Genomic DNA, 24,121 nt, shown 5'->3' on the forward strand with positions numbered 1-24,121 from the left:
AATTATGTTACGGAGTACTAGGACCATAGTCGAATTGGAACGAATTTTAGGACTATTTTCCTATCTTTGGCCTTTCGTAGAAAATAGCAGTTTCTGTAGCAGGATAATCCTTCTGAATGGAGAATAAGTGGGGTAATGTGGGGCGAAGTGGGGCAGAGAAGCACCGTTGTGGGGTGAGACAACATGTTTATGGGGGAATACATTCATACGATCGATGGAAAAGGCCGGCTGATTATTCCGGCAAAGTTCCGAGAGGCCTTGGGGGAAAAGTTTATTGTGACCAAAGGCTTAGATCACTGTCTGTTTGTTTATCCTCCTTCAGAATGGAGCACCTTGGAAGAGAAGCTACGCGCTTTGCCATTTACCCAACCCGATGTTCGTGCTTTCGTCCGTTTCTTTTTTTCTGGGGCGACGGAATGTGATCTGGACAAGCAGGGAAGAATTCTATTGCCGGCTAATTTGCGTGACTATGCGCAATTGGAGAAAGATCTGGTTCTGGTTGGAGTATCAAGTCGGGTGGAGATTTGGAGCCAGATACTTTGGACAGAATACAGTCGGCAAGCAGAAAACGCTTATGCCAGTGCTGCTGAGACCCTCGTCCAGCTGGGTATATAGAAAGGAACGGATTAACTTGGATTTTCATCATGTCACAGTGTTGTTAGAAGAAACTGTTGATGCAGTTGTTACAAATCCCTCGGGTAGATATGTCGATTGCACATTAGGTGGAGCTGGGCATAGCTCTATGATTTTGGGGAGGCTTGGTTCGTCTGGAAAATTGATTGGTTTTGACCAAGATGACCAAGCAATTCGTCACGCACAGGAACTTTTTGGCCAAGACGAACGTATCACCTTGGTTAATCGGAACTTTGAATCATTGGAAGAAACGTTAAAGGAATTAGACCTATTGCCAGTGGATGGTATTTTGTTCGATTTAGGGGTCTCGTCGCCTCAACTGGATGAAGCCGAACGCGGTTTTAGCTACATGCAAGACGCGCCTCTGGATATGCGTATGGATCCTTCGCGTTCCCTAAATGCCCGCGAAATTGTGAATTCGTGGAGCGAAGAAGAATTAGCTAAGGTTATTTGGAACTATGGGGAAGAGAAATGGTCGAAACGGATTGCACAATTTATCGTACGAGCTCGCAACGAGCAGCCTTTGGAAACAACGGGTGATCTGGTTCAGGTGATCAAAGCAGCGGTGCCGTCTGCAGTTCGACGGAGTGGTCCTCATCCGGCTAAGCGAACGTTTCAGGCAATAAGGATTGCGGTAAATGATGAACTAGGTGTCTTAGACCGAGTGCTTGATCAAGCGTTGCGTTGCCTGGATCATGGTGGTCGAATTGGCGTGATCACATTTCACTCACTTGAGGATCGTATTGTAAAAGAACGAATGAAGTCTTGGCTCGGGCGTTGCACTTGCCCACCAGAATTACCTATATGTCGATGTGAGGCTAAGGCGATGGCGAAGGTCTTGACACGAAAACCTATTCTCCCCTCAGAAGAGGAAGTTGAGCAAAACCCCCGTTCTAGAAGTGCAAAATTAAGAGTTGCGGAAAAAATATAACGGTCTAAAGCAAAAGGAGGAGGAATACCCTTGGTAGTGGCGCAGGAAAAAGTAGAATGGCAGGAACCATTAAAGCAAAGATCCATCGAGAGAAAGCCTCGATCCGCCAAAAGAGAGAAACGGCACGCCAAATTAAAGAGCGTCATGGCATTGGCCTTCATTGTTGGGCTGACGGGTGCAATCGGGGCGGAAACGATTCAACTGACTGTCGTCGAAGGAGCAAAAGTTCGATCCTTGGAAAAGGAGATTGCTACGATTAAAGCACAGAAAGACCTTCTGCAGATGGAGGCTGACAAACTTCGTGCAGTGAGTCGAATTGAGAGTGTAGCAATCTCTATGGGCATGGAAAAACCTACAGGGAAAGTGTATGTGGCAGGTGCAATGCCTGCGGTCAAAAATCAAAAGGGGACTCCGCCGACCCAAGTGGCAAACCAACCCACTGTGGCTAAACCTACTGCACTTAATCAATTTTTGCAAACTTTTACTGGCTTTTTTGCTTCAACACAACGTTAAGAGAATGGCGCTTTGGGTACGCGGAGACCCCGAAAAGGTGGGGGTGAGGACTTGTGAGTCCTTTTGTTGTCATGCGTAAACGAATCGCTTTTCTTTTTTTGTGTGTTTGTCTCTTTTTAGTTGTCTTAATCATTCGATTAGGTTTCGTCCAACTTAGTCAGGGGGCGGATTTGCGTAAGAAGGCGGATGATTCTCATTTCCGTGGTGTTCCTGTTGCGCCTAAACGTGGAAATATTGAGGATCGACAAGGGAACGTTTTAGCAATGAGCGTAAGTAGCGAAACAGTTTATGCAATACCGGCAGAGGTTAGGCAGTCCGGTCGAGCCAAAGAGATGGCTCTGACCTTGTCCCAACTTTTAGGGCAACCTGTTGCAGAGGTCGAAGCACATATTACGAAACGGACAGCGTTAGAATACGTTCAAAAGCGGGTTAAACCAGAAGTCGCGGCCCAAGTGCGTGCGTTATCCTTACCTGGAATAGGCACAACTGAGGACAGTCAACGATATTACCCCAGCGGGACACTTGCAGCACATATAATAGGATATGCTGGAATTGACAATCAGGGTCTGGAAGGGATAGAGTTAACCAGGGAATCCGAGCTGAAAGGGATTCCAGGTAGTATCCTCCAAGAATTTGGTGCCAATGGGATTCCTCTTCCTCAAGCAGAGCATCAGTACTTAGCCCCTAAACAAGGGAACACTGTGCGGCTGACTATTGATAAAAATATCCAAGCTTTTGCCGAACGGGAGTTGCAAAAGTTGATGTCTGGTCAGGGTGTAAACATGAATGGGCAGGCACCCAAAAATGCGTCTATCCTAGTGATGGATCCCAATACAGGAGAATTGCTTGCACTTGCTTCGGCACCAACGTTTGATCCGAATCGTTATCAGGAATCTGATCCCACGACAAGGCGTAATATTGCGATACAGAATGGCTATGAACCAGGGTCCACCTTTAAGATCATTACCCTTGCAGCCGCGCTTGAGGAAAAGAAAATAAAGCTAACAGAGCACTATTTCGATAAAGGAGCTTATACTGTTCTGGGAAAAAACGTTCGTTGCTGGAAGGCAGGAGGGCATGGTGACCAAACATACTTACAAGTTGCCGAAAATTCCTGCAATCCGGGTTTTATCGAAATGGGACAACGCCTCGGGATGGATGCGTTCTATAAATATCTTCGTGATTTCGGTTTCGGCCAGAAAACAAAAATTGAGATGTCTGGTGAAGCGCTAGGCATTCTGGCAAATAAGAAAAAAGCGACCGCCCTTGATTTGGCGACGATGTCTATTGGGCAAACGAATAACGTCACTCCTATTCAACTATTGACGGCGGTTTCAGCAGTTGCCAACGGTGGAACTCTCATGAAACCACAATTGGTGAAAGACATTGTCGGCCCTAGCGGAAGGGTTGTTACCCCCTTTGAAAAAGAAGAAATCCGACGCGTCATCAGCGAGGATACCTCAAAATTAGAACGCGAAGTTTTAGAATCAGTTGTGACCAATGGAACTGGGCGGCGGTCCTTTCTGCCTGGCTATCGTGTGGCTGGAAAAACGGGGACAGCGCAAAAAGTAGTCAATGGAGGGTATGTTCAAGGGGAGTATGTCGCTTCATTTGTGGCGTTTGCCCCTGCAGATAAACCACGGCTAGTTACGCTCGCCGTGATTGATGGTGTGCCGTTTTATGGTGGAGTTGTCGCATGCCCTGTAGTCCAAAGTGTTATGCTCGATTCCTTAAGATACCTCGGTATTAAACCAGATCCTCAGGCGCCAATGATACCAGGAAAACCTATGCCTGGTCTGGAATTCCCGCCTATTAAGAAGGCAGCTGCCGTTCCTTCTGTCTTAGGCCTTCCTTTAGCCGAAGCGGAAAAGGTTTTGACTCAAGCCGGGTTTAAAGGGATTACGGAGGGTCAGGGTGAAGTGGTTCTTGATCAAGTTCCACATGGGGATGCGCAAGTAGAGGCTGGATCAAATGTACTTCTCTATCTAGGAAAGGATGCATCCGCTCCGACGCTTGCCCATTGGTGGGAAGATGAGGATGAGGATATTGTAGCGATGCGCAATCTGTCAGGACGTGTTCCGATTTCTGCAAGCCCACTTGGACGCTAATCGCTGGTTTAAGTCTGTTAGAGCGGGAATTTGTCAATAATAATTTTAAGTTAAATTATTAAGTTTTTCTTTTTAGAAAAATTTAGAAAGGATGATAAGGATGCCCACAGCAGCAAAATCACTGTTAGAAATATTAAAAGGAATTGAGGTTCAGTCCTCATCTGGGGACTTTCAAGTAATGGTTACTGGGATGTCAATGGATTCACGGCAAATTCTGCCAGGTGATCTTTACGCTTGCGTACCAGGATTTCAAGCGGATGGCCATGACTTTGCGGCCGGTGCAGTCGCATCAGGAGCTGTGGCATTGGTTGTTGAACGGTTTTTGCCACTCGATGTTCCGCAAGTGAAAGTGTCCAATGTGCGCCAAATTATGGGATCAATAGCCGCTAATATTTATGACAACCCTTGTGAACAATTGGAATTGGTCGGTGTGACGGGGACGAATGGGAAAACGACGATTACTTATCTTATTGAGAAAATCGCTTCAAAGCATGGCAAAAAAGTCGGTTTAATCGGAACGTTGGGTTCTAGGATCAATGGACGGGAGATTCCAGGGGAAAGGACTACCCCAGAGGCTATTGAAGTTCAAAAGCTTCTGGGAGAGATGGTTGCCGAAGGGGTAAGTCTGGCGGTGATGGAAGTGTCATCACATGCCTTGGATCTAGGACGCGTTGCGGGCTGTGAATTTGATGTCGGTATTTTTACGAATTTGACACAAGATCATTTGGATTATCATAAGACAATGGAGGACTATCTTTTTGCCAAATCCCAGCTGTTTTCAAATCTTACAGGAGTAAAGCAGCCCAAGATTAGTATTTTAAATGGGGATGATCCTGCATTTTCAAAACTGAGTCAAGCTTCGTCTGCTCCGGTTGTGAGTTATGGGATTAATAATGCCGTGGATTATCGGGCTGAGAACGTCGAAGTAACTACAGAGGGTGTGCATTTTCAGGTACACTTTCGAGATGAGGTTCAAAAGATCTGGTATGCGACGCCAGGGGTTTTTAGCGTCTACAATGCCTTAGCAGCGTTTGTTTGGGGAGTTGAACGCGGGTACGATAAGGCGATTGTCGCGGAGGCCCTGGCAGAGATCGTTGGGGTACCAGGTCGTTTCGAGAGTGTTCGACTTGGTCAACCCTTCCAAGTTATCGTGGATTATGCTCATACGCCAGATGGCCTAGAAAATGTTGTGCGAACGGCTCGGGGATTTACCAAAGGAAAGCTTATCACAGTCTTTGGGTGTGGGGGAGACCGAGATCGGAGTAAACGACCGCTGATGGGGGAGGTTGCATCACGAGGAAGTGATTTCGTCATAGTGACTTCAGATAATCCCCGGACTGAAGATCCAAATCAAATTTTTAGAGAGATTCACAAGGGGATTTCTGGAGTGGATTTTGTTATACTGAGAGATCGGCGGGAAGCCATTTGGGGTGCTTGCCGAATGGCGAAATCAGGAGATACGATTCTGATTGCTGGCAAAGGACATGAAACGTACCAGATCTTCGGTACTGAAGTTCATGCGTTTGATGATAGGGAAGTGGCGCGCGAAGCGTTGAGGGGGTTAGGATATGAGCAAGTGGACCGTTGAAGAGGTAGCTCAGATCGCTCAAGGGAGAATGATCGGAAACCCTAATCTAGAGGTTCAAGGGTGTATTATTGATAGTCGTCAAGCCCAAGGCGGGGAGATGTTTTTCGCCTTGCCTGGGGAACAGGTTGACGGCCATGATTATATTGAGGCTGCCTGGAGTAAAGGGGCGGTTCTGGTCATTGCAGAAGAAGCTCACTTTGAGGGTAAGGAAAAGAGTCCTTTCGTTCCGAAGGGTAAGGCGCTTCTGCTCGTCAAGTCAGTGTTTGAGACACTCCAGAAATTAGCGAAAGCTTGGCGTTTGGAGTTAGGTGCTATGGTGGTTGGAGTCACAGGGAGCAATGGGAAAACTACCACCAAGGACATGATCACTGCAGTCTTGTCACGGCGATTTCGCGTTCATCGCAATAGAGAAAACCATAATAACGAATTGGGGCTGCCATTAACGGTCCTCAATGCGCCGCTAGGGACTGAAATCTTGGTTCTCGAGATGGGAATGCGGGGCTTGGGTGAGATCAAAGCTTTATGTGAAATCGCAAAGCCCGATATTGGGGTGATCACCAATATCGGGACAACCCATCTAGAACTTTTACTGACCCAGGAGCGCATTGCACAGGCTAAGTGGGAGTTAATCGAGGCCCTGCCGGAAGATGGTATCGCCATAATCAACGCTGAAGACTCATATTCAGTTAAAAAGGCAAGGAACGATTTGCATTCAATTAGTTTCTATGGCATCGAAGGTTCGTTTGCCCTGCCACATATTAAAGGGACTCAGCTTCGACCGTGGGGGGCTTTAGGGACGACATTTGACGTAAGCTTCCAGACTGAAAAGGCTACTGCTAATCTACCGCTACCTGGTCAACACAATGTATTGGATGCATTAGCAGCACTGGCCGTGGGCACTGCTTTTGGCGTGTCGCTCGCTGAGGGATGTATTGGACTTGGTGAGTTGGAATTGTCTAAAATGCGGTTGGAGATACGGCAGGGTCTTTTTGAAACGACCTTGATTAGTGATGTCTATAACGCAAATCCGGTTTCGATGCAGGCTTCATTACGAGTTCTTAAGGAGCGAGCGGGTGGACACAAGACCCTCGCTATTTTGGGAGATATGTATGAGCTGGGAACTTCGGTGGAGTCGGGACATCGTGAAGTCGGACGAACTTTAGCGAATCTGGAAATCTGTGAATTAATCACTGTGGGCAAATTGGCCGAAGAAATTGCCCAAGGGGCTCGGTTAGCAGGATACCCAGAAGATCATATCACGGTGACGGCCACGACTATAGAAGCTGTCGCGAAAGCCCGGGATTTCCTCGCGCTCTTCGGACCTGAGGTATGGGTCTTGATCAAAGGGTCGCGAGGGATGAAAATGGAAGAGATCACAGTGAAACTTGAAAGATCAGAGTAAAGGATGGAATAACAAATGTCTGAGCGTTTGGTCTTGGCAGCAGGATTAGCCCTTATCATCACGTTGGTCCTGAGCCCTTTTTTGATACCGGTCTTAAGGATCCTTAAGTTCGGTCAAACTGTACGCGATGATGGCCCTAAAAGACACTTGAAAAAGGCCGGAACCCCAACAATGGGTGGTATTATTTTTCTTGTCGGTATTATTGCCAGTGCTTTGATTTCGGCAGAACAACCCACCTCTTTGGAAATGGTAACGTTGGTGGGAATCACGCTAGGTTTTGGTTTAATTGGCTTCATTGATGATTTTATAAAAGTAGTGATGCATCGTTCCTTAGGGCTACGAGCTTATCAAAAACTTATTGGGCAGTTTGGCCTGGCCTTTCTTCTCATGTGGATTTCCGTCCATTGGCTTGGGAGAGGAACGGATATTGCTATACCGTTCACGTCAATACACTTGGAGCTTAGTTGGTTTTACTATGTTCTAATTTCGTTTGTGATCGTGGTCATGACCAACGCTGTTAATCTCACCGATGGGTTAGACGGTTTGGCTGCGGGAAGTACTATGTTTGCTGGAATAGGCTATATTGTTATTGCTCTGCTGGCCGCTATTCAAGGGGGTGGAGTTGCGGTTTTGGCGCATGAGACGGATATGGCTGTATTTGCGGCCGCCTTGGTGGGCGGTTGTCTGGGATTTTTGCGTTTTAATACGTATCCAGCCCGTGTATTCATGGGAGATACAGGGTCTCTGGCCTTGGGTGGAGCCTTAGCTTGCCTAGCAGTACTCACGAAAAGCGAATTGGTGCTTATAATAATCGGAGGATTATTCGCGGTGGAGGCACTCTCGGTGATCATTCAGGTTATTTCCTTTCAAACTACAGGGAAACGGGTCTTTCGGATGAGCCCGCTTCATCATCACTTTGAGCTCGGGGGCTGGGGTGAGTGGAAAGTGGTCCTCGTTTTTTGGGCTGCTGCGCTGGCTTGCGCAGTGCTTGGGGTTGTTGCATATATGCCGACGTTGGGGTAGGGCACTGGAGGAAGTGCGGAGAAAGTGTCTTAGCATCCTACGGCGGTATGTGTTCGTTTTGGGTCAGCGCCTTCGGCGATAATCTCCACCGGAGACTATCGTGTTCGCACACGCTCAATCGCTATTCGCTTGCCGATGAGGCTGAAATGCAAAACCTCTGGGCTTCCTGCATGTTCGCCGCTCCTTGCCATCCTTGGCACCGCGGCATCAGTCCATCCATGGACAAGTCCCGTTGCGGTTCTTAACGCCTAATGGCCTACGTTCATTGACGCAATTGCGCTAAAGCCCGCTCTCTAAGTCAAGAAACTTCCTCTAGGCTTGGCCGACGGGGGTTGGAACGACTTGGGGGCTGTTTGCGTCTTTGGGGGAATGGCGGGAACGTGGGAACGGGTCAGTTGCTTGCTTCTTTGGGGTAGGAAATTCCTTGACTCATTCGCAATTACACCAAGAATTGTCCTTATATATTATCTATGCATCGGTTTTGGGTAGTATTTTGGTCTTGCAAAGGGAATGAAATTATAAGAGTATGACAATGAGATACGAATAGAGCTAGATTAATTAAGCGGAGGTTTATTAACGTGAATTGGTTGAATAAACGTGTTTTAGTTATCGGTGCAGGCTTAAGTGGGCAGGCGGCTGTTCAGCAGCTTCGGCGTTTGGGGGCGGAGGTTTTTCTGACGGATAATAAGGTGCTGGAGCAGCTCACCGGTGTTGAGGGGTTGGGACTTGATCCGGATCATTTGCTTGTTGGCAGGGTGCCGGAATTTACGGAGATTAATCCTGAACTTATTGTTTTATCGCCAGGGGTATCTCCAAAGCTTTCTTTGGTTCAGGAGGGGATTTCCCTAAACGTGCCTGTGTGGAGTGAAGTCGAGCTTGCTATGTATGATTGCCCTGCTCTTTGTATTGGGGTTACTGGTACGAATGGGAAAACGACGACGACGACTTTGATCGGTGAATTGGCAAAGCTAACGGGCCGCCCCACGACGGTTGCTGGGAATATTGGAGTGGCTTTAAGTGGGCAAGTAGCCGGGATGGATGAGACCGGTATTGCAGTGGCTGAGCTTTCCAGTTTTCAATTGGAGTTTAGCGATAAACTCCGTGTTCATGTAGCAATTTTGCTAAATCTTACACCAGATCATTTAGATAGACATGGCTCCTTAGAGAATTACCTTTTTGCTAAAGCCCAAATTTTCAAAAATCAAACGGCAACTGATTTGGCAATTTTGAATTGGGATGACCCTTTAGTGCGTGATTTGGGACCTAAATTGAAAAGCCGTATTATGTACTTTAGCCCGACCTCTTTTTTACAAGATGGGATTAGTCTCTGGCACGAACAGATTGTTTACGCGGAAAAGGATAAGAGAACTATGATCCCTATTATTTCCCGCAAAGAACTTCAGCTCCGAGGGGCTCATAATTTGGAAAATGTTATGGCTGCTGCGGCAGCAGCGAGGGCGTTAGGTCTTTCATGGACTGAGATCGCGGATGGGCTTCGCCAGTTCAAAGGAGTGGAGCATCGAGAGGAAATTGTGGGAATGTTTGAGGGAATTCTCTTTGTGAATGATTCCAAAGGGACAAATACGGATGCTGCAACCAAGGCTTTATTGGCTTTTGATGAACCCTTGGTTCTAATTGCTGGGGGAAAGAACAAAGGTCTTGATTTTCATGATTTTATGAAAGTTGTTCGTGATAAGGTCAAAAGTCTTGTTTTATTGGGGCAAGCTGCCGATGAGATGGAGCAAGCCGCCCGGGATGAAGGGGTAAAGACTATTATCAGAGCGACAAGTTTTGGGGATGGAGTAGAGAGAGCGATATCTGAGGCGATAGCTGGTGATGTTGTTTTATTATCTCCTGCCTGTACAAGTTGGGATATGTTCAAAAGTTATGAGGAAAGAGGGGAATTGTTTAAGGAGTTAGTGCGTAGGCATTATAGGGAACCCATTCAACTATAAAGGGGGAACTATACATGCGAAGGCTTCATCGACCGGATCTGGTCTTGCTTGGAGCGATTTTGGCTCTGTTGGGAATAGGGTTTGTTATGGTTTACAGTTCAAGTGCTGTCAGAGGGTACATACAGTTTGATGACCCCTATCACTTTCTGAAAATGGAGGTAATGTGGGTTGCTATGGGACTCGTGGCGATGATCTTGAGCTTGTTGGTAGATTTGCGAATGTTGCGCAGATTTGCCAAGCCTGCCCTTTACATTGCGATTGCCTTACTGATTGCAGTCAAAATCCCGGGAATCGGGCGCAGAGTCAATGGCGCTGACCGTTGGATCGGTCTGGGGCCGTTGTCGATTCAGCCTTCCGAAGTCATTAAGCTTTCCATGGTGTTGGTGATGGCCCATGTATTAGCTCTTGACCCTCATAAAATTCAATCGTTTCGTAAAGGGGTTCTGCCCATTCTCGGCTTGATGGGGGTAATTGCAGGTCTGATAATGCTCCAACCAGACCTTGGAACGACTCTAGTCATTGCAGCCACTACTTTTTTTATGTTGATTTCTGCAGGAGCACAGGTTAGACATATTGTCTCTCTTGCGGGGACAGGGCTTGGTTTAGTGGTGTTAGCGATTGCCGCAGCTCCCTATCGTATGAGACGTATTTTTGCTTTTATGGATCCTTGGTCTGACCCGTTGGGAAATGGATATCAGACCATTCAGGCGCTCTTAGCCTTGGGACCGGGTGGATTGTTTGGTTTGGGCTTAGGACAAAGCCGCCAGAAGTTTCTTTATTTGCCGGAAAACCATACGGACTTCATCTTTGCTATGATAGGCGAGGAACTTGGTTTTATTGGTGCGTCTTTGGTTGTGTTACTCTTTTTCCTTTTCGCATGGCGTGGGTTTCGAGTGGCTATGAGGGCCCCTGATGCCTTTACGGGCTTTCTCGCGGTTGGTTTAACCGCTATGGTGTGTATTCAGGCAATGATTAACATGGGCGTTGTTAGCGGGGTATTGCCGGTGACAGGGATCACGTTACCTTTTATAAGTTATGGTGGGACATCGCTTGTCTTTACAATGCTAGGTGTTGGAGTGCTGCTGAACATTTCCCGAGAAGTAAGGTAAGAAAGGGGTATATAAAGTGCGTGTGATGTTGACGGGTGGTGGAACAGGTGGGCATATTTATCCAGCTTTAGCCATTGCCAAAGGGTTGTTGGCGCGTGATGACGAGACTCAAATCCTCTATGTGGGAATTCGGGACGGAATGGAAGCACGTTTGGTGCCAGAGGCGGGTATCGCTTTTGCTGGGATTTCTGGGAAAGGCCTTCCGCGCCGCTTAAGTTTGGATACTATTAAAGTTTTAGGGCAAAGTGTCAAGGCCTTGTGGGAGACGAAGAAACTTTTGCGTCATTTTCACCCGGATCTCGTAGTAGGAACTGGGGGATATGTGTCAGGGCCAGTTGTGTTGACCGCTGCCCTGTTTAATATTCCGACGTTACTTCATGAACAGAATGCCTTGCCTGGAATCACTAATCGTATTCTTGCGCGGGTTGTACGACGTGTTATGTTAACGTTTCCCGAAAGTATGGAGCATTTTAGTGTCAAAAAGAAGCTGGAGCTCGTAGGGTTGCCGGTCCGTCCGGAAATAGGAAAGGTATCCCGTGAGGTTGGGGCAAAGCACTTTAAGCTACGACCCAATCGTTTGACCTTGCTTGTGACAGGGGGAAGCAGAGGGGCACGCACGTTAAATCAGGCTATGATTGGGGTTTTGGAACATCTGGCCCAGCGTTCGGACATTCAGGTGATTTGGGCGACTGGAAAAACGACATATATGGAAACTATTGAGGAGTTTAAGAAAAGAGGAATCTCTTGGGAACGTCCAGAGTGGCGGATCCTTGAGTATTTGAACGCTATGCCAGAAGCCTTAGCCTGTTCGGATATCTGCATTGGTCGGGCTGGGGCGGCATCCTTAGCTGAGATGCAGGTTGCAGGTATTCCGAGCATTCTGATTCCCTATCCATTTGCTGCAGAAAATCATCAAGAACATAATGCTCAAGCCATGGTGCAAGCGGGCGCAGCTCGAATTATTTTGGATCGTGAATTGGATGGGGAACGCCTGTGGAAGGAAGTGGAGGGGTTGATTTCTCAACCTAAGCTTCTCGCTAAAATGGGAACTGCTGTCCAGACGCTGGCGCAACCACAAGCTTTGAATAAAATTGTCGACCTATGTAGAGCTACTGCATGGCACTGATCTAGTGTAAGATAATCCCTTTTGAACCCACCTGCTCACACCTTTTTACTCCAATGCATAGCATATGGCAGTAGGCAAATGAAAGGAGTGAGCAGGGTGTGGCCGAAGCGAAAAATACAATTGATAGCTTCTTCTGCGGCCCCTGGAATAGACGGAGTTCGGGCCGTGTTAAAAGAGATTCAGCTGGAATTCCTTGAGATTGACCCAGCAAGGGAGAAGTTTACCTCCGAATTTACAGAAACTTGGCTAGAAAAGCCGATAGATCATGGATTTACGGAATCAGGTCCTGCGACAGAATTAGTATTCTGGTCAGAGGGGACTGAATATGAGTACTGGCGAGAAAGGGCAATCGCTCAAGGTTTAAGACAGCAATCTATTCAATCGTTTATACATACTATTTTGCATGACGAAATCCTTATCAGGATTCCTGAACCGACTGTTTTTATTCAAGAGCGGCCTTTGTTGGGGCATGTTTTAGATGAGGCAGGGTTTGAACCGACTATACTCTGGCCACAGGCAGATGGAAAATGGCTTTGCGTAAGGAAGCAGGGCTTACATTGGGTGATCCCAGAGTCCTGGATGGTGGGATTAGAGGAAGAAAGTTCGTTGGGAAGAAAGGCTACACGGGTTGATAATAAGGCAACTTGGAGAGTCCGTGATAATGGAGTTGACTTTTATCAGGGACAAGAGGGGCAGAAATTTGTGGGCTATTTGCCTCGTTGGCCAGTCCTGAAGGATGAAGAAGTAGCAGCCCAAAACATTGCGCAGTGCATAGATTTGGGAGTTTCCTGGCTGGATATTAGGTTGGCCCTCAGTTCTAGTTTCAATAACATAATAAAGACGGACAACTTGAGGTGGAACAACGATGATTTTAGATGGAATGCCAGGGCGTGTGGAGAAAAATTACCCGCTGCACCAATTGACTACGTGGAAGATTGGTGGGCCCGCTGAGGCTGTGTATTGGCCTAATACAACGGATGATATGCTGAGCGTGTGGAAGTGTGCTCAGGAAGCAAAAATACCGGTTTGGTTGATCGGGAAGGGTTCGAATCTGTTGGTATCTGATGAGGGGCTCCCTGGAATTACGATAGTGACTACATCCCTTCGCGCGATTCAATGGGGGGAGTATTCGGTTCGGGTTGAAGCGGGGTACACTTTAGCACGTTTATCCCAAGAAGCGGGTGAACGTGGGTGGAGTGGCCTTGAATTTGCTCGAGGAATTCCAGGATCTGTTGGCGGTGCCATTATGATGAACGCTGGTGCCCATGGAGGGGAAATGGCTCCGCATATTTTGAGTGTCACCGCACTTTGTGCAGATGGGGAAATCAAGAAATTTGAACGATCAGAGCTTGAATTTGCATATCGCTTTTGTTCTTTGCGTGGTTACGCATGGGTATTGGAAGCTCAACTTGCGTTTTCAGCGGGAAATCGTGAAAAGATTTTAATTGAGATGAGAGAAAACCTTATTAAAAGGGCCGCCAATCAACCGCTTGAGGACCCTAATGCAGGCAGTGTTTTTCGTAATCCACCTGGTGATTCAGCAGGCAGATTAATTGAAGCAGCGGGGTGGAAAGGGAAAACCTTTGGAGGTGCTCAAGTTTCGAATAAACATGCCAATTTTATAGTAAATACGGGCAAGGCCAAGTCAACAGATGTGCTGGCTCTAGTGGATGCCATTCAGAGAGATATTCAGATGAAATTTGGAATCACCTTGCAAACTGAAGTAGAGTATCTTGTGCCAAATTCATAGACTTCTTCAAGAAGGTTGAGAATGAATCTGTAGCTATCAAAGAAAGTAGGAATTATCACATGGGAGAAAAGGGGGTTGCTTTATGGCGATGGATCGCTATGTTATCGCGGGAAAACAACGGTTAGAAGGAAGTATTCGAGTAAGTGGAGCAAAAAACTCTTCCCTTCCCCTACTGGCAGCAACGTTACTAACGAAAGGAACGTCTTCTTTGATAGAAATTCCTGCGTTAGCTGATATTAAGCATATGATTGAAGTACTTGAGCACCTGGGCTGTGGGGTAGTACGTCAAAATGGGGCTTTGCTCATTAATGCCGGAGCCATAACTTCCTGTGATGTTGATGAAGGACTCATGCGGCAAATGCGTGCTTCTAATCTTATTTTAGGCCCGTTACTAGCACGTTATGGAAAGGTAAAAATATCAAGGCCAGGCGGGTGTGCTATTGGTTCTCGTCCGATGGATCAACACATCAAAGGACTTGAACAATTAGGGGTTAAGGTTAAAGAAAAACATGGGTATATTGAAGCCTGGGCGGATCGGTTATACGGCGCTGATGTCTACTTGGATGTTCCTAGTGTAGGGGCTACTGAAAATATCATGATGGCTGCAGTTTTAGCAAAAGGAGTCACTGTAATCCGCAATGCGGCAAGAGAACCGGAAATTGTTGATTTACAAAACTTCTTAAACAAAATGGGAGCAAGAGTACGTGGAGCGGGAATGGATGTACTTCGAATTGACGGGGTAGAGGCGCTCCACCCAGCAGAACATACCGTTATACCAGATCGGATTGAAGCTGGTACGCATATGATTGCCGCGGTCATGACTGAAGGGGATGTGCTGATTGAGAATGTTGTGCCGGAACATTTGGAACCTGTTATTGCTAAGTTACGTCAGGCAGGTGCACTTATAACTCTTCAGGATGATTCGGTTCGTGTTCAGCAACGGGGGAGAATTCGCGGTATGGACCTTAAGACAATGCCTTACCCAGGATTTCCTACTGATATGCAACCACAGTTTATGGCGATGTTATCCTGTGCGGAAGGAACTAGCATTATTACGGAAACGATCTTTGAAAACCGCTTTCAGCACGTGGATGAGTTAAGACGTATGGGAGCGCATATCACAATTGAGGGAAGAACGGCCGTCATTCGTGGAGTCGAAACCCTTGAAGGGGCCTTCGTGGAGGCTACAGATCTCCGGGCAGGAGCAGCGCTTTTTCTCGCTGCATTAGCAGCGGAGGATGCAAGCGTTCTTGAAAAAGTAGATTACATTGATCGGGGCTATGAAAATTTAGAAGAGAAATATAGCCATTTAGGGGCAAGATTTCAGCGTGTTACACAAAAGGGGTAGCAAGTCTTGAAAATCAGCATTACAAATAATGGCAGTTGTACAGCTAGAATGAATTAAAGGAGAGTACGTCCTGAGTATATAGAGAGATAAGGGGTTATTTTGTCAAAAAAATTCTCTTAAAAAGGCATGACAGAATAGGACTGTATTCGTTATACTTGGGACAAGGAGGAAGTGCGAAATGCAACCCAAGAAAATAAATACGTCCTTTCTCTATGTCGTTGTCTTGACGATTTTGCTTTCACTGGGTTTAGCTCTTTTCTTACGTTCTAGTGCTTTTGCGGTTGAGCACGTAATGGTACAGGGGCTTAAGCTGATCCCGGAAAACGAAATCTTAAAACTGGCCTACGGGATTCAAGGACAAAACTTGTTTCTACTTGATCAGCAGGGACTTGGTCATAAGATCTCCTTGCATCCGCTTGTTCAGAGTGTTCAGTTTCAACGGAAACTTCCTCAGACCCTAGTCATTCAGGTAACAGAACGAACTCCAGTTGCCCTGGTTGTTGTTCCCAAAGGGGTCTTGGAGGTGGATGCACAAGGATTTTTCTTGCGCCGTTTGGAGAGCTGGCCTAAGACAGATCATCCTGTCATCACAGGAATTAATCTCACGGATACCGTGGGACCAGGGCAAAATTTAATGAATCCTTCCCTCACTTCCGCATTAAGCCTGCTAGGACAGGCCCCCCCAGAATTACTTACCCAGATTGGGGAACTTCATTTAAATACTAGCCAACAAATGACGTTGTATTTAAATAGTGGGGTCGAAGTCCGCCTGGGACAAGCTAAGGATTGGAAAGATAAATTGAACGCGCTTTTTCAACTTATTAACGATAAAGGGTATAAATCGTTTCAACAGGGGGTACGATACATTGATTTCACGGCGGCAAAACCAGTAATAGGCCGCTAAGCAGGGGGGATTTGGAAGATGTGGTTACCACTCTTGGGATTGGTTTTAGGATTGGCAATTGGGTATGTCAGCCCTTTTTCAGTCCCGATTGAATATGCTAAATACTTATCTGTGGGGATCCTTGCGGCTTTGGATTCGGTCTTAGGTGGAATACGTTCTGCACAAGAGGATCATTTTGATAGTGCGGTGTTTCTGACAGGCTTTTTTAGTAACATGCTCCTAGCAGCTTTCTTGGCATACGTCGGAGACCGTATTGGGGTTGATCTTTACTTGGCAGCGGTATTGGCATTTGGTGTTCGTCTGTTCCAAAACTTGGGCAGTATACGACGCCATCTAATAAAGAAGTAATATGGACTAAATAGATGATTAAGTTGAAGAAATTCCTAGAAAATTTTTATACTAAAAAAAAGGGATAAAGCATAAACACATAGAATTCATTATGATGTGTGCATTTAAGGTAAAAAGGTATAGTTTTGCACGTTAATGGGTAGGTTTTAAAGCGCGATTAGTAGCAGTAGAAAGAAAAAAACTCTAATTGTATAAGTGCAATGATTATTTTTTACTTACGGCGTTTGAACAGCAGACTCGAATTTAGTTATAACCTGTACTTTATCCAAAGTATAGTAGTTCAGAATGAAGCGAGGGGGTTAAAGCCTAAATGCTAGAATTTGATACTGATTTAAACCAATTTGCAGAGATCAAGGTGATCGGTGTTGGTGGTGGGGGAAACAATGCGGTGAACCGTATGATTACCGCTGGCTTACAAGGGGTAGATTTTGTTACAGTAAATACTGATTCACAGGCTTTACAACTATCACGTGCCGGTCAAAAAGTGCAAATAGGGATTAAGTTAACTAAAGGACTGGGAGCAGGGGCAAATCCGGAAATCGGAGCTAAGGCGGCAGAAGAAAGCCGTGAAGAAATCGCTAAAGTCTTAAAGGGAGCGGATATGGTCTTCGTCACAGCAGGGATGGGGGGCGGAACGGGAACAGGAGGGGCACCTATCGTTGCGGAAGTGGCTAAGGAAATGGGAGCACTCACAGTAGGCGTGGTCACTCGTCCGTTCACTTTTGAGGGCCGTAAACGGGCCATGCAAGCGGAAAAGGGAATTGCTGAGCTTAAAAGCAAAGTGGATACACTCATAACGATTCCGAATGACCGTTTGCTGCAAGTGGTGGACAAGCATACTACGATCCATGAAGCTTTTCGCATAGCTGATGATGTCCTGAGACAAGGGGTACAAGGGATTTCAGATTTAATTGCAGTTCCTGGTCTGATAAATTTGGACTTCGCCGATGTCAAGACCATTATGTCGAATACAGGGTCTGCACTGATGGGTATTGGCCAGGCAACAGGGGAAAATCGTGCAGCAGATGCCGCTCGTAAAGCAATTTCAAGTCCGTTGCTGGAAACTTCTATTGAAGGTGCTAAAGGAGTGCTTCTCAACATCACTGGTGGAATTAATTTAACTCTCTTTGAAGTCAACGAGGCTGCAGGCATTATTGCAGAAGCTGCAGATCCAGAAGCGAATATCATCTTTGGTGCAGTTATCGATGAGAACCTAAAGGAAGAACTTCGAGTAACTGTCATAGCCACTGGATTTGATCAACAATGGGGCGGCTTTGGGCTGGAACCGGGAAAATCTCAGGAGAACATTATTAAACCTGTAGCAGCAACAGAAGTCGACATCGATATTCCAGAATTTTTGAGAAGACGTCGTTAACACGGATAGACCAAGGAAAAATATATAAGGAATCACAAAACGACCAAGTCTTTTGAAAAGACTTGGTCGTTTTTGTGATTCCTTAGTGCAATTAATAACAGACTGTTATTTTACCATTCAAAACGTTGAATAACTTGATGTAAGTGAGCTGAAGTTTTAGCTAATTCAGAAGAGATAGAGGCGATTTCTTGGGTCGAGACCATTTGTTGCTCCACGGTGGTTGCAGCTTGAGTTGCACCTTCAGCAAATTGAGCAGCAATAAATGTGGCCTGCTTTTGTGACTCGACTAAAAGTTGACTTTGTTTTAATAACGTATCGGCATGTTGAAGATTCGCATCAACTTTAATTGCGGTCGTATTAATCACATCGTCAAGTGAGGTAATCGATCTTCCAGCCTTTTCAATCACTACTTTACCGTGATTTACCTCTTCCATTCCTTGCGCAATATTTTCTACTGTCGTATGGACCATTGTTTGGACGTTTGAAATAAGATCCAAGATTTGCCCAGAGGAATAACTTGAACTGTCCGCTAATTTCCTGACTTCTTCTGCAACGACGGCGAAACCTCTGCCATGTTCTCCAGCCCTGGCCGCTTCAATCGCTGCATTAAGGGCCAAAAGATTGGTTTGAGCTGAGATCCCATTGATAACTGAAATGATATCCCCGATCTTTTGTGCCTGCTCGGCTAAACCAAGAATAGAATGATTGGCTTGCTCGGTTACTTCATAAATAACGCCCATCTCGCGAATAGCTTCTTTAACCGCTAAGCTTCCTTCTTGACTTGTCGTTTTAGCGGATGTAGCCAAGGAAAGAACTTCTTGAGTACTTTTTAAGATACTTTGGGAAGCGGTTTGTATATCATCCACTTGTTTTTGGGCCATCTTCATTCCTTGAGTTTGTTCCGTAGCACCTGCACTAAATTCTTGTAGAGTAGCCGCTAATGTTTCTTGATTTTCTGCTGAAGAGTGAGCATGAGAAGCTTGAGTTTGACTCATATCTTGAGCTCGCTTGGAAATGGAAGCCAAATCCATAATAATGGATTTCATGCCAATAGATACCTTGTTTATTTCATAAGATAAGTTTCCTAATTCATCGTCTGAATGGGCTTTAGCGCTAACTTTTAAATTCCCTTTTGCGATTGCTTTAGTCACTTTAAAAGTTTCCTGTAGAGCAGTTGCTAATTTGTTTTTAAGCCAAAAACTATAAAAAAGTTGAATTCCTATAGCGATCACCGAAGAAATTATGGAAATTGGTGAGAAGGAGCTTATGGTAATCCAGGTCCCTGAAAGAAAGAGAAGGGGTACTATCCCTGTGTACACTTGTTTTGTGAGTCGAATCTTTTGAAGAGGAATGCCTAAGCGTAAAGAATAGAGATGCTTCCCTTTTACGAAAATTGGACTTGCAGCATCAAGTAGAACTTCTCCCGTATTACGATGATAAATTTGAGTAATCGGTTCAGAACACTGTGCTGCTTTAAGTTCTGTCTCATTATTAAAGTAAAGGCCTTCTCGAAGACGGTTCGAGTGAACTAGTGCTTGCCCTTTAAGATCACACAACAATATATACTCATTGTTTTCGAGGTTATGATCGATCGCTTCAGTTAATGGTTTCCTGGCACTTTCCCAATCTCCAGTTTTATCTAGGATTTCTTCCAATTCTTTGGCAATTCGAGAGATAATTTCTAGACCACTTTTTTTCTGAATGAAGCTAACTTTTATGTTTCTTGCCATATTATTCACCCCTTCTAATTATTATTAACGGCAATATTATTCTATGTACTGTTTTTTCACTCATAGCCCTATTTTGGTGATTAAAGCCTAGCCTAGCCTTTGCGTACGACCTCCTTTGTTATAATCTAATACAAGAGAGCGCCGAAATAATTATCCAGTCATTGTTTTTCTATGTCTACTTCAAAGGAATTTGTATATTATTCAAATAAATCTGAAAATAATATAGCAATATTACATAATATTACAACTTTACAATAACACTACCCTATTGTTTTTACAATACAAGTCTTTCATATAGGAAGGAAATCATTTCAGGAATTTAACATTAAATGGAACTTGAATTTTGGGTATTGACATAACTAGAGTTTAACTGTATATTACAAGAATGCTTAAAAAAAGTACGCATGCGAACGGTTGCAGTACTAACATAAGGGGGATTGTAATGAAGAGGATGGCTCTGGTTATATTAGCAACGGTTGTAGTGCTTACAGGTTGTGGTACGACCGCTCAAACAGAAAAGAACATAAGTACGAATGTGCAAGTAAGTAAACCGGTTTTTGTGATGGCGGGTGTCATCGATGGAAATGAAAAAGCTGCAATTACTTCGAAAATTTCGGCAAGGGTATTAAGTATCTCTGTGGACAAAGGTTCCGTGGTAAAACAGGGAGACACGATTATTACACTGGATACTAGAGATCTTGAAGCTCAGGTCGCACAGGCTCAAGCGGCGGTGGATACCGCTCAAGCCAATTTAATGAAGTCGCAGTCTGGAACTCGCCAAGAGCAGATTGCTAAAGATCAAGCGGCGTTGGATAGTGCTAAAATGAAGTATGCGAATTCAAAGAGCAATTTTGATCGAAATCAACAACTCCTGTCAGCTGGGGCAATATCCCAATCGCAGTTTGAAACTGCTCAGACACAGTTAGCGGCTGATCAGGCTGCGTTCGAAACTGCACAAGATCAGTTAGATATGTCAACCAAAGGGGAAACTCAAGAAACTTTAAATGTCCTACAAGCACAAGTTAAACAATCTCAGGCAGCGTTAGAGTTAGCAAAAACTCAGCTAGCCAATGGCACCATTGTCTCACCCGTTTCAGGAACAATTAGTGCAAAAAATATCAATGTCGGGGAAATGGCCTCTCCCGGTGTTGCTCTGCTTTCGGTCGTAAATGTTGACTCCTTAAATATTAATGCTTCTCTTCCTACTGGATTGATCGGAAGTGTGAAAGTCGGGCAGGAGGTTGTCGTGAAGGTAACGGAGATCCCCGATAAAGAGTTTAAGGGAGAGGTTTCGGTCGTTGACCCTGTCATAGATCCACGGAGTAGAAGTGTTTTGGTAAAAATAAAGCTAAATTCGGATTCCTTATTAAAACCTGGAATGCTGGCAGAAATCGGCCTTAAAAAATAAGGACAGGTGAGAGAATATGATTGAAAAGCGTAAAAAGTTAATTTATCTAATTATAACTGTCATGGTCGTTGCGTTTGCTAGTATCGGAGTATATTACTGGTATAAAAATGCTTACTTCGTTTCCACAGAAGATGCCAAGGTTATGGGTGACCTCGTAAGTGTAAGCCCACAGATTTCTGGGAAACTACTGGAATTGAATGTTGAAGAAGGGGATACCGTTATTAAGGATCAGATCCTGGGACGCCAGGGAGTCAGCAACCCTCAGGAAACCAATATCGACCCGTCGGTTTTTAGGGCACCTATTAGCGGTATCGTAATCAAAAAGCAAGGGACTGTTGGAGAGATCGTTTCTCCAGGGCAAACGATTGCAATGCTTATTGACCCCAATAAGCTTTATATCACTGCGAACATTGAAGAGACAAAGTTGGCAAATATAAAACAGGGTCAAAAAGTGGATATTACGATTGATCAATTCTCGAATAGGACGTTTTCAGGAAAAGTTAAATATGTTGGGCAAGCCTCTAATTCCACTTTTGCACTGCTTCCTACATCAACGAGCGGGACTTTTACTAAGGTTATCCAAAAAATACCGGTAAAAATCGAATTTGATAAAAGCGATAATACATTACTGCCTGGAACGAATGCTATTGTCAATATTCATATAAAGTGATGAGGTGAAATGAGTATGACAGCACATGGCCTTCAGGAAAGCGCAGATGACAGTTCATATAAGTGGGCTGCGTTGTTTGTTGTTGTGGTAGGGACGTTCATGGTCATGCTGGACAGCAGTATTGTAAATATCGCGATTCCCAAAATGATGAACGTTTTCGGATCTGACTTGGAAGCGGCAAAATGGATATTAACTGGCTACACTCTGGCGATGGGTGCTGTAGTACCTATAACAGGGTTTTTGAGTGATACATTTGGAGTTAAAAAACTATTCATCTTTGCCTTGGGCTTTTTCACCATAGGGTCGTTCTTGTGCGGCTTTTCTTGGAGTAATAATGCTATGGTTGTTTTCCGAGTCATCCAGGCGATAGGTGGCGGTGCCATTATGCCGGTCGGAATGGGCTATATTATGCAAACGTTTCCTATTCAGGAACGTGGTAAAGCTTTAGGCTTTTGGGGGATCGCTGCAATGGCGGCGCCTGCAATTGGTCCAACCTTAGGTGGATATATTATACAATATATGGATTGGCGTTTCATATTTTATGTTAATGTGCCAATTGGAGTCTTTGGAGTAATTCTGGCAGGTATTTTATTGAGAGAAACACCGCTGAAGCCCTATAAAGGAAATTTTGATTACATTGGGTTCCTTTCCTCAATTGCTGGGATTGTCAGTCTGTTATACGTCCTCGGTGAAGGCAATAATATTGATTGGGGAAATGTAAAATATCCGCTTTTACTAGCTTTCGGTAGTTTTTGTCTCCTCATATTTGTCGTCAACGAATTGATGCATCCAGATCCCTTGCTAGAATTACGGGTATTCAAAATATATAATTTTTCTCTAGCTCAAATCATATCAGGTGTAACTACTTTGGCTATGATGGGTGGTATCTATGTTCTGCCTCTGTTTTTGCAAAATCTAAGAGGATACACGGCTATGGAAACAGGGTTGATTCTTTTTCCGTCAGCCATTGCTTCCGGATTAATGATGCCCATCAGTGGCGCGATTTTTGACAAGTTTGGGGCAAAGGTCGTGACTGTCCCCGGACTAATGATTCTAGCCCTTGCCACCTATATAATGTCTCAATTTACCATGGATACACCAGCGATAACTATTACTGTGATTGCTTCTCTCAGGGGGATTGGACTTGGGCTTGCCATGATGCCGGTCAATACGGCCTCGATGAACGCCGTTCCGAGACATCTGTTTGGGAAGGCAACGGCACTGTCAACAACAGTTCGTAATATCATGAGCGCCGTAGCAATTACGTTTATGACTACAATCATATCCAATAAATCAAGTTATAACTATGCTAGACTAACCGAACAGATTACTCCGTTTAATCAAACTTCAAACTATCTTGCCAAGGTCTTGCAAGGGGTCTATATGAAATCTGGGTTATCTCAACAAGTTGCTCAAGGATCTGCATTTTCCACACTTGGAAAGCTAATCTATGCTCAGGCTTATCTTGATGCTATGAATTATGCTGTGGCAATAACAGTTCCTGCTGTCTTTTTAGCTATTGTTTTGGTTATAATGATGCGTAGTAACCAAAAGACAAAGAAAATTGAGCCAGACAAGAGCTTAACAAAGGAGACGATTCCGGATGGATCAGATGTCGGAGTTGCCGCGTGTGTGGAATGACCCGGCTGAGAGAGTTGTATTTCTCTTTAAGTCTATTCAAAAGATATATAGAGATCAACTTTACCAAAAATCTAGACAGCACGGTTTTACTGGACCTCAAATTGGCCTAATAATAGGATTGCATAAAAACCCTTTTTCAACTTTGAATGATATGAGTGAATGGTTAGGCTTGTCTAAGAGTACGGTTTCAGGGATTGTGGATCGGTTAGTTAAGCAGGGAGTTGTCATCAGAGAGGTTCCAGAAGGTAATCGCAGAATTGTACAACTATCACTATCACCAGAGTTCCAAAATAATAATGTTATTAAAGATTTTATGAACGAATTTATCACTAATATTTTTAAGGATGTTAGAAAAGAAGATTTGGAAAAAATAACGATTGGCTTAGAGTTGTTACTCACATTAGTGGAAAAAAATCAAAAAGACTTTCGCCCCATTTGGAATAGCATGCTTTAATGTCATGAAATTTTGATTTATCGACCTGTCGAGAATAGACAATCAGTCTATTCTCGACAGGTCTTTATTTACTTAAATACGAGCTTTAAAGGGGCATCTCCTGTG

At 44.8% G+C, this 24,121-nt stretch carries 21 protein-coding genes; 20 read left to right on the forward strand and 1 reads right to left on the reverse strand.

What is annotated here, in order from left to right; translation table 11 throughout:
• Positions 1–183 precede the first annotated feature (183 nt).
• From mraZ to ftsZ, 16 genes are all read left to right on the forward strand, one after another.
• A complete protein-coding gene (gene mraZ / locus E4K68_RS10875) occupies positions 184–615 on the forward strand; it encodes a division/cell wall cluster transcriptional repressor MraZ (RefSeq protein WP_199241744.1) in 432 nt (143 codons plus the stop codon).
• A gap of 16 nt (positions 616–631) precedes the next feature.
• A complete protein-coding gene (gene rsmH / locus E4K68_RS10880; RefSeq protein WP_135378949.1) occupies positions 632–1,564 on the forward strand; it encodes a 16S rRNA (cytosine(1402)-N(4))-methyltransferase RsmH in 933 nt (310 codons plus the stop codon).
• A gap of 30 nt (positions 1,565–1,594) precedes the next feature.
• Positions 1,595–2,077 carry a septum formation initiator gene (locus E4K68_RS10885; protein ID WP_135378950.1) on the forward strand — a complete coding sequence of 161 codons (483 nt, stop codon included), beginning with the start codon at positions 1,595–1,597 and terminating at the stop codon, positions 2,075–2,077.
• 53 nt (positions 2,078–2,130) lie between these two features.
• Positions 2,131–4,185, forward strand: coding sequence for a penicillin-binding transpeptidase domain-containing protein (locus E4K68_RS10890; protein WP_135378951.1), 2,055 nt, complete (start codon positions 2,131–2,133; stop codon positions 4,183–4,185).
• 100 nt (positions 4,186–4,285) lie between these two features.
• Positions 4,286–5,773 carry a UDP-N-acetylmuramoyl-L-alanyl-D-glutamate--2,6-diaminopimelate ligase gene (locus E4K68_RS10895; protein ID WP_199241745.1) on the forward strand — a complete coding sequence of 496 codons (1,488 nt, stop codon included), beginning with the start codon at positions 4,286–4,288 and terminating at the stop codon, positions 5,771–5,773.
• Positions 5,754–7,175, forward strand: coding sequence for a UDP-N-acetylmuramoyl-tripeptide--D-alanyl-D-alanine ligase (gene murF, locus E4K68_RS10900; protein WP_135378953.1), 1,422 nt, complete (start codon positions 5,754–5,756; stop codon positions 7,173–7,175). The genes E4K68_RS10895 and murF overlap by 20 nt, the downstream gene beginning before the upstream one ends.
• Before the next feature lie 15 nt (positions 7,176–7,190).
• Positions 7,191–8,198, forward strand: a complete 1,008-nt coding sequence (gene mraY / locus E4K68_RS10905) for a phospho-N-acetylmuramoyl-pentapeptide-transferase (RefSeq protein ID WP_135378954.1) — start codon at positions 7,191–7,193, stop codon at positions 8,196–8,198.
• A gap of 578 nt (positions 8,199–8,776) precedes the next feature.
• Positions 8,777–10,153 carry a UDP-N-acetylmuramoyl-L-alanine--D-glutamate ligase gene (murD, locus tag E4K68_RS10910; RefSeq protein ID WP_135378955.1) on the forward strand — a complete coding sequence of 459 codons (1,377 nt, stop codon included), beginning with the start codon at positions 8,777–8,779 and terminating at the stop codon, positions 10,151–10,153.
• A 14-nt stretch (positions 10,154–10,167) separates the two neighbouring features.
• Entirely contained in the window at positions 10,168–11,262 is a 1,095-nt protein-coding gene (gene ftsW / locus E4K68_RS10915; RefSeq protein ID WP_135378956.1) for a putative lipid II flippase FtsW, read from the forward strand.
• 16 nt (positions 11,263–11,278) lie between these two features.
• Positions 11,279–12,388 (forward strand): undecaprenyldiphospho-muramoylpentapeptide beta-N-acetylglucosaminyltransferase, encoded by a 1,110-nt coding sequence (gene murG, locus E4K68_RS10920; protein ID WP_135378957.1) that lies wholly within the window; start codon positions 11,279–11,281, stop codon positions 12,386–12,388.
• Between the two features lie 96 nt (positions 12,389–12,484).
• A complete protein-coding gene (locus E4K68_RS10925; protein ID WP_243450339.1) occupies positions 12,485–13,339 on the forward strand; it encodes a hypothetical protein in 855 nt (284 codons plus the stop codon).
• On the forward strand, positions 13,254–14,138 hold the full coding sequence (gene murB, locus E4K68_RS10930; protein ID WP_199241746.1) for a UDP-N-acetylmuramate dehydrogenase: 885 nt from the start codon (positions 13,254–13,256) through the stop codon (positions 14,136–14,138). The genes E4K68_RS10925 and murB overlap by 86 nt, the downstream gene beginning before the upstream one ends.
• 82 nt (positions 14,139–14,220) lie before the next feature.
• Positions 14,221–15,486 (forward strand): UDP-N-acetylglucosamine 1-carboxyvinyltransferase, encoded by a 1,266-nt coding sequence (murA, locus tag E4K68_RS10935; RefSeq protein ID WP_135378959.1) that lies wholly within the window; start codon positions 14,221–14,223, stop codon positions 15,484–15,486.
• 178 nt (positions 15,487–15,664) lie between these two features.
• Entirely contained in the window at positions 15,665–16,390 is a 726-nt protein-coding gene (locus E4K68_RS10940) for a cell division protein FtsQ/DivIB (protein WP_135378960.1), read from the forward strand.
• 18 nt (positions 16,391–16,408) lie between these two features.
• Entirely contained in the window at positions 16,409–16,738 is a 330-nt protein-coding gene (locus E4K68_RS10945; RefSeq protein ID WP_135378961.1) for a small basic family protein, read from the forward strand.
• 310 nt (positions 16,739–17,048) lie between these two features.
• Positions 17,049–18,113: a cell division protein FtsZ gene (ftsZ, locus tag E4K68_RS10950; protein WP_135378962.1), complete on the forward strand. Its 1,065-nt coding sequence runs from the start codon at positions 17,049–17,051 to the stop codon at positions 18,111–18,113.
• Positions 18,114–18,223: 110 nt separating this feature from the next.
• On the opposite strand, the gene E4K68_RS10955 is transcribed toward ftsZ, so the two are convergent.
• Entirely contained in the window at positions 18,224–19,843 is a 1,620-nt protein-coding gene (locus tag E4K68_RS10955) for a methyl-accepting chemotaxis protein (RefSeq protein WP_135378963.1), read from the reverse strand.
• A 442-nt stretch (positions 19,844–20,285) separates the two neighbouring features.
• Here E4K68_RS10955 and E4K68_RS10960 point away from each other — a divergent pair, with 442 nt between their 5' ends.
• Genes E4K68_RS10960 through E4K68_RS10975 form a run of 4 tightly spaced genes read left to right on the forward strand, consistent with a single transcriptional unit; the run spans position 20,286 to position 24,016 of the window.
• Positions 20,286–21,251 (forward strand): efflux RND transporter periplasmic adaptor subunit, encoded by a 966-nt coding sequence (locus E4K68_RS10960; protein WP_135378964.1) that lies wholly within the window; start codon positions 20,286–20,288, stop codon positions 21,249–21,251.
• Positions 21,252–21,267: 16 nt separating this feature from the next.
• Positions 21,268–21,921, forward strand: a complete 654-nt coding sequence (locus E4K68_RS10965) for an HlyD family efflux transporter periplasmic adaptor subunit (protein WP_135378965.1) — start codon at positions 21,268–21,270, stop codon at positions 21,919–21,921.
• A gap of 15 nt (positions 21,922–21,936) precedes the next feature.
• Positions 21,937–23,562, forward strand: coding sequence for a DHA2 family efflux MFS transporter permease subunit (locus tag E4K68_RS10970; protein WP_135378966.1), 1,626 nt, complete (start codon positions 21,937–21,939; stop codon positions 23,560–23,562).
• Positions 23,525–24,016, forward strand: coding sequence for a MarR family transcriptional regulator (locus E4K68_RS10975; protein WP_135378967.1), 492 nt, complete (start codon positions 23,525–23,527; stop codon positions 24,014–24,016). The genes E4K68_RS10970 and E4K68_RS10975 overlap by 38 nt, the downstream gene beginning before the upstream one ends.
• Positions 24,017–24,121 lie beyond the last annotated feature (105 nt).

This window comes from Desulfosporosinus sp. Sb-LF (assembly GCF_004766055.1).
Taxonomy (GTDB): domain Bacteria; phylum Bacillota; class Desulfitobacteriia; order Desulfitobacteriales; family Desulfitobacteriaceae; genus Desulfosporosinus.

What these genes read in the sequence shown, in the direction of transcription:
- E4K68_RS10960 (WP_135378964.1), top strand. Translation starts at nt 20,286, where the DNA reads ATGAAGAGGATGGCTCTGGTTATATTAGCAACGGTTGTAGTGCTTACA.
- E4K68_RS10965 (WP_135378965.1), top strand. Translation starts at nt 21,268, where the DNA reads ATGATTGAAAAGCGTAAAAAGTTAATTTATCTAATTATAACTGTCATG.
- murF (WP_135378953.1), top strand. Translation starts at nt 5,754, where the DNA reads ATGAGCAAGTGGACCGTTGAAGAGGTAGCTCAGATCGCTCAAGGGAGA.
- murB (WP_199241746.1), top strand. Translation starts at nt 13,254, where the DNA reads ATGATTTTAGATGGAATGCCAGGGCGTGTGGAGAAAAATTACCCGCTG.
- mraZ (WP_199241744.1), top strand. Translation starts at nt 184, where the DNA reads ATGTTTATGGGGGAATACATTCATACGATCGATGGAAAAGGCCGGCTG.
- E4K68_RS10940 (WP_135378960.1), top strand. Translation starts at nt 15,665, where the DNA reads ATGCAACCCAAGAAAATAAATACGTCCTTTCTCTATGTCGTTGTCTTG.
- mraY (WP_135378954.1), top strand. Translation starts at nt 7,191, where the DNA reads ATGTCTGAGCGTTTGGTCTTGGCAGCAGGATTAGCCCTTATCATCACG.
- E4K68_RS10975 (WP_135378967.1), top strand. Translation starts at nt 23,525, where the DNA reads ATGGATCAGATGTCGGAGTTGCCGCGTGTGTGGAATGACCCGGCTGAG.
- E4K68_RS10970 (WP_135378966.1), top strand. Translation starts at nt 21,937, where the DNA reads ATGACAGCACATGGCCTTCAGGAAAGCGCAGATGACAGTTCATATAAG.
- murA (WP_135378959.1), top strand. Translation starts at nt 14,221, where the DNA reads ATGGCGATGGATCGCTATGTTATCGCGGGAAAACAACGGTTAGAAGGA.
- ftsW (WP_135378956.1), top strand. Translation starts at nt 10,168, where the DNA reads ATGCGAAGGCTTCATCGACCGGATCTGGTCTTGCTTGGAGCGATTTTG.
- E4K68_RS10895 (WP_199241745.1), top strand. Translation starts at nt 4,286, where the DNA reads ATGCCCACAGCAGCAAAATCACTGTTAGAAATATTAAAAGGAATTGAG.
- ftsZ (WP_135378962.1), top strand. Translation starts at nt 17,049, where the DNA reads ATGCTAGAATTTGATACTGATTTAAACCAATTTGCAGAGATCAAGGTG.
- E4K68_RS10955 (WP_135378963.1), bottom strand. Translation starts at nt 19,843, where the DNA reads ATGGCAAGAAACATAAAAGTTAGCTTCATTCAGAAAAAAAGTGGTCTA.
- E4K68_RS10945 (WP_135378961.1), top strand. Translation starts at nt 16,409, where the DNA reads ATGTGGTTACCACTCTTGGGATTGGTTTTAGGATTGGCAATTGGGTAT.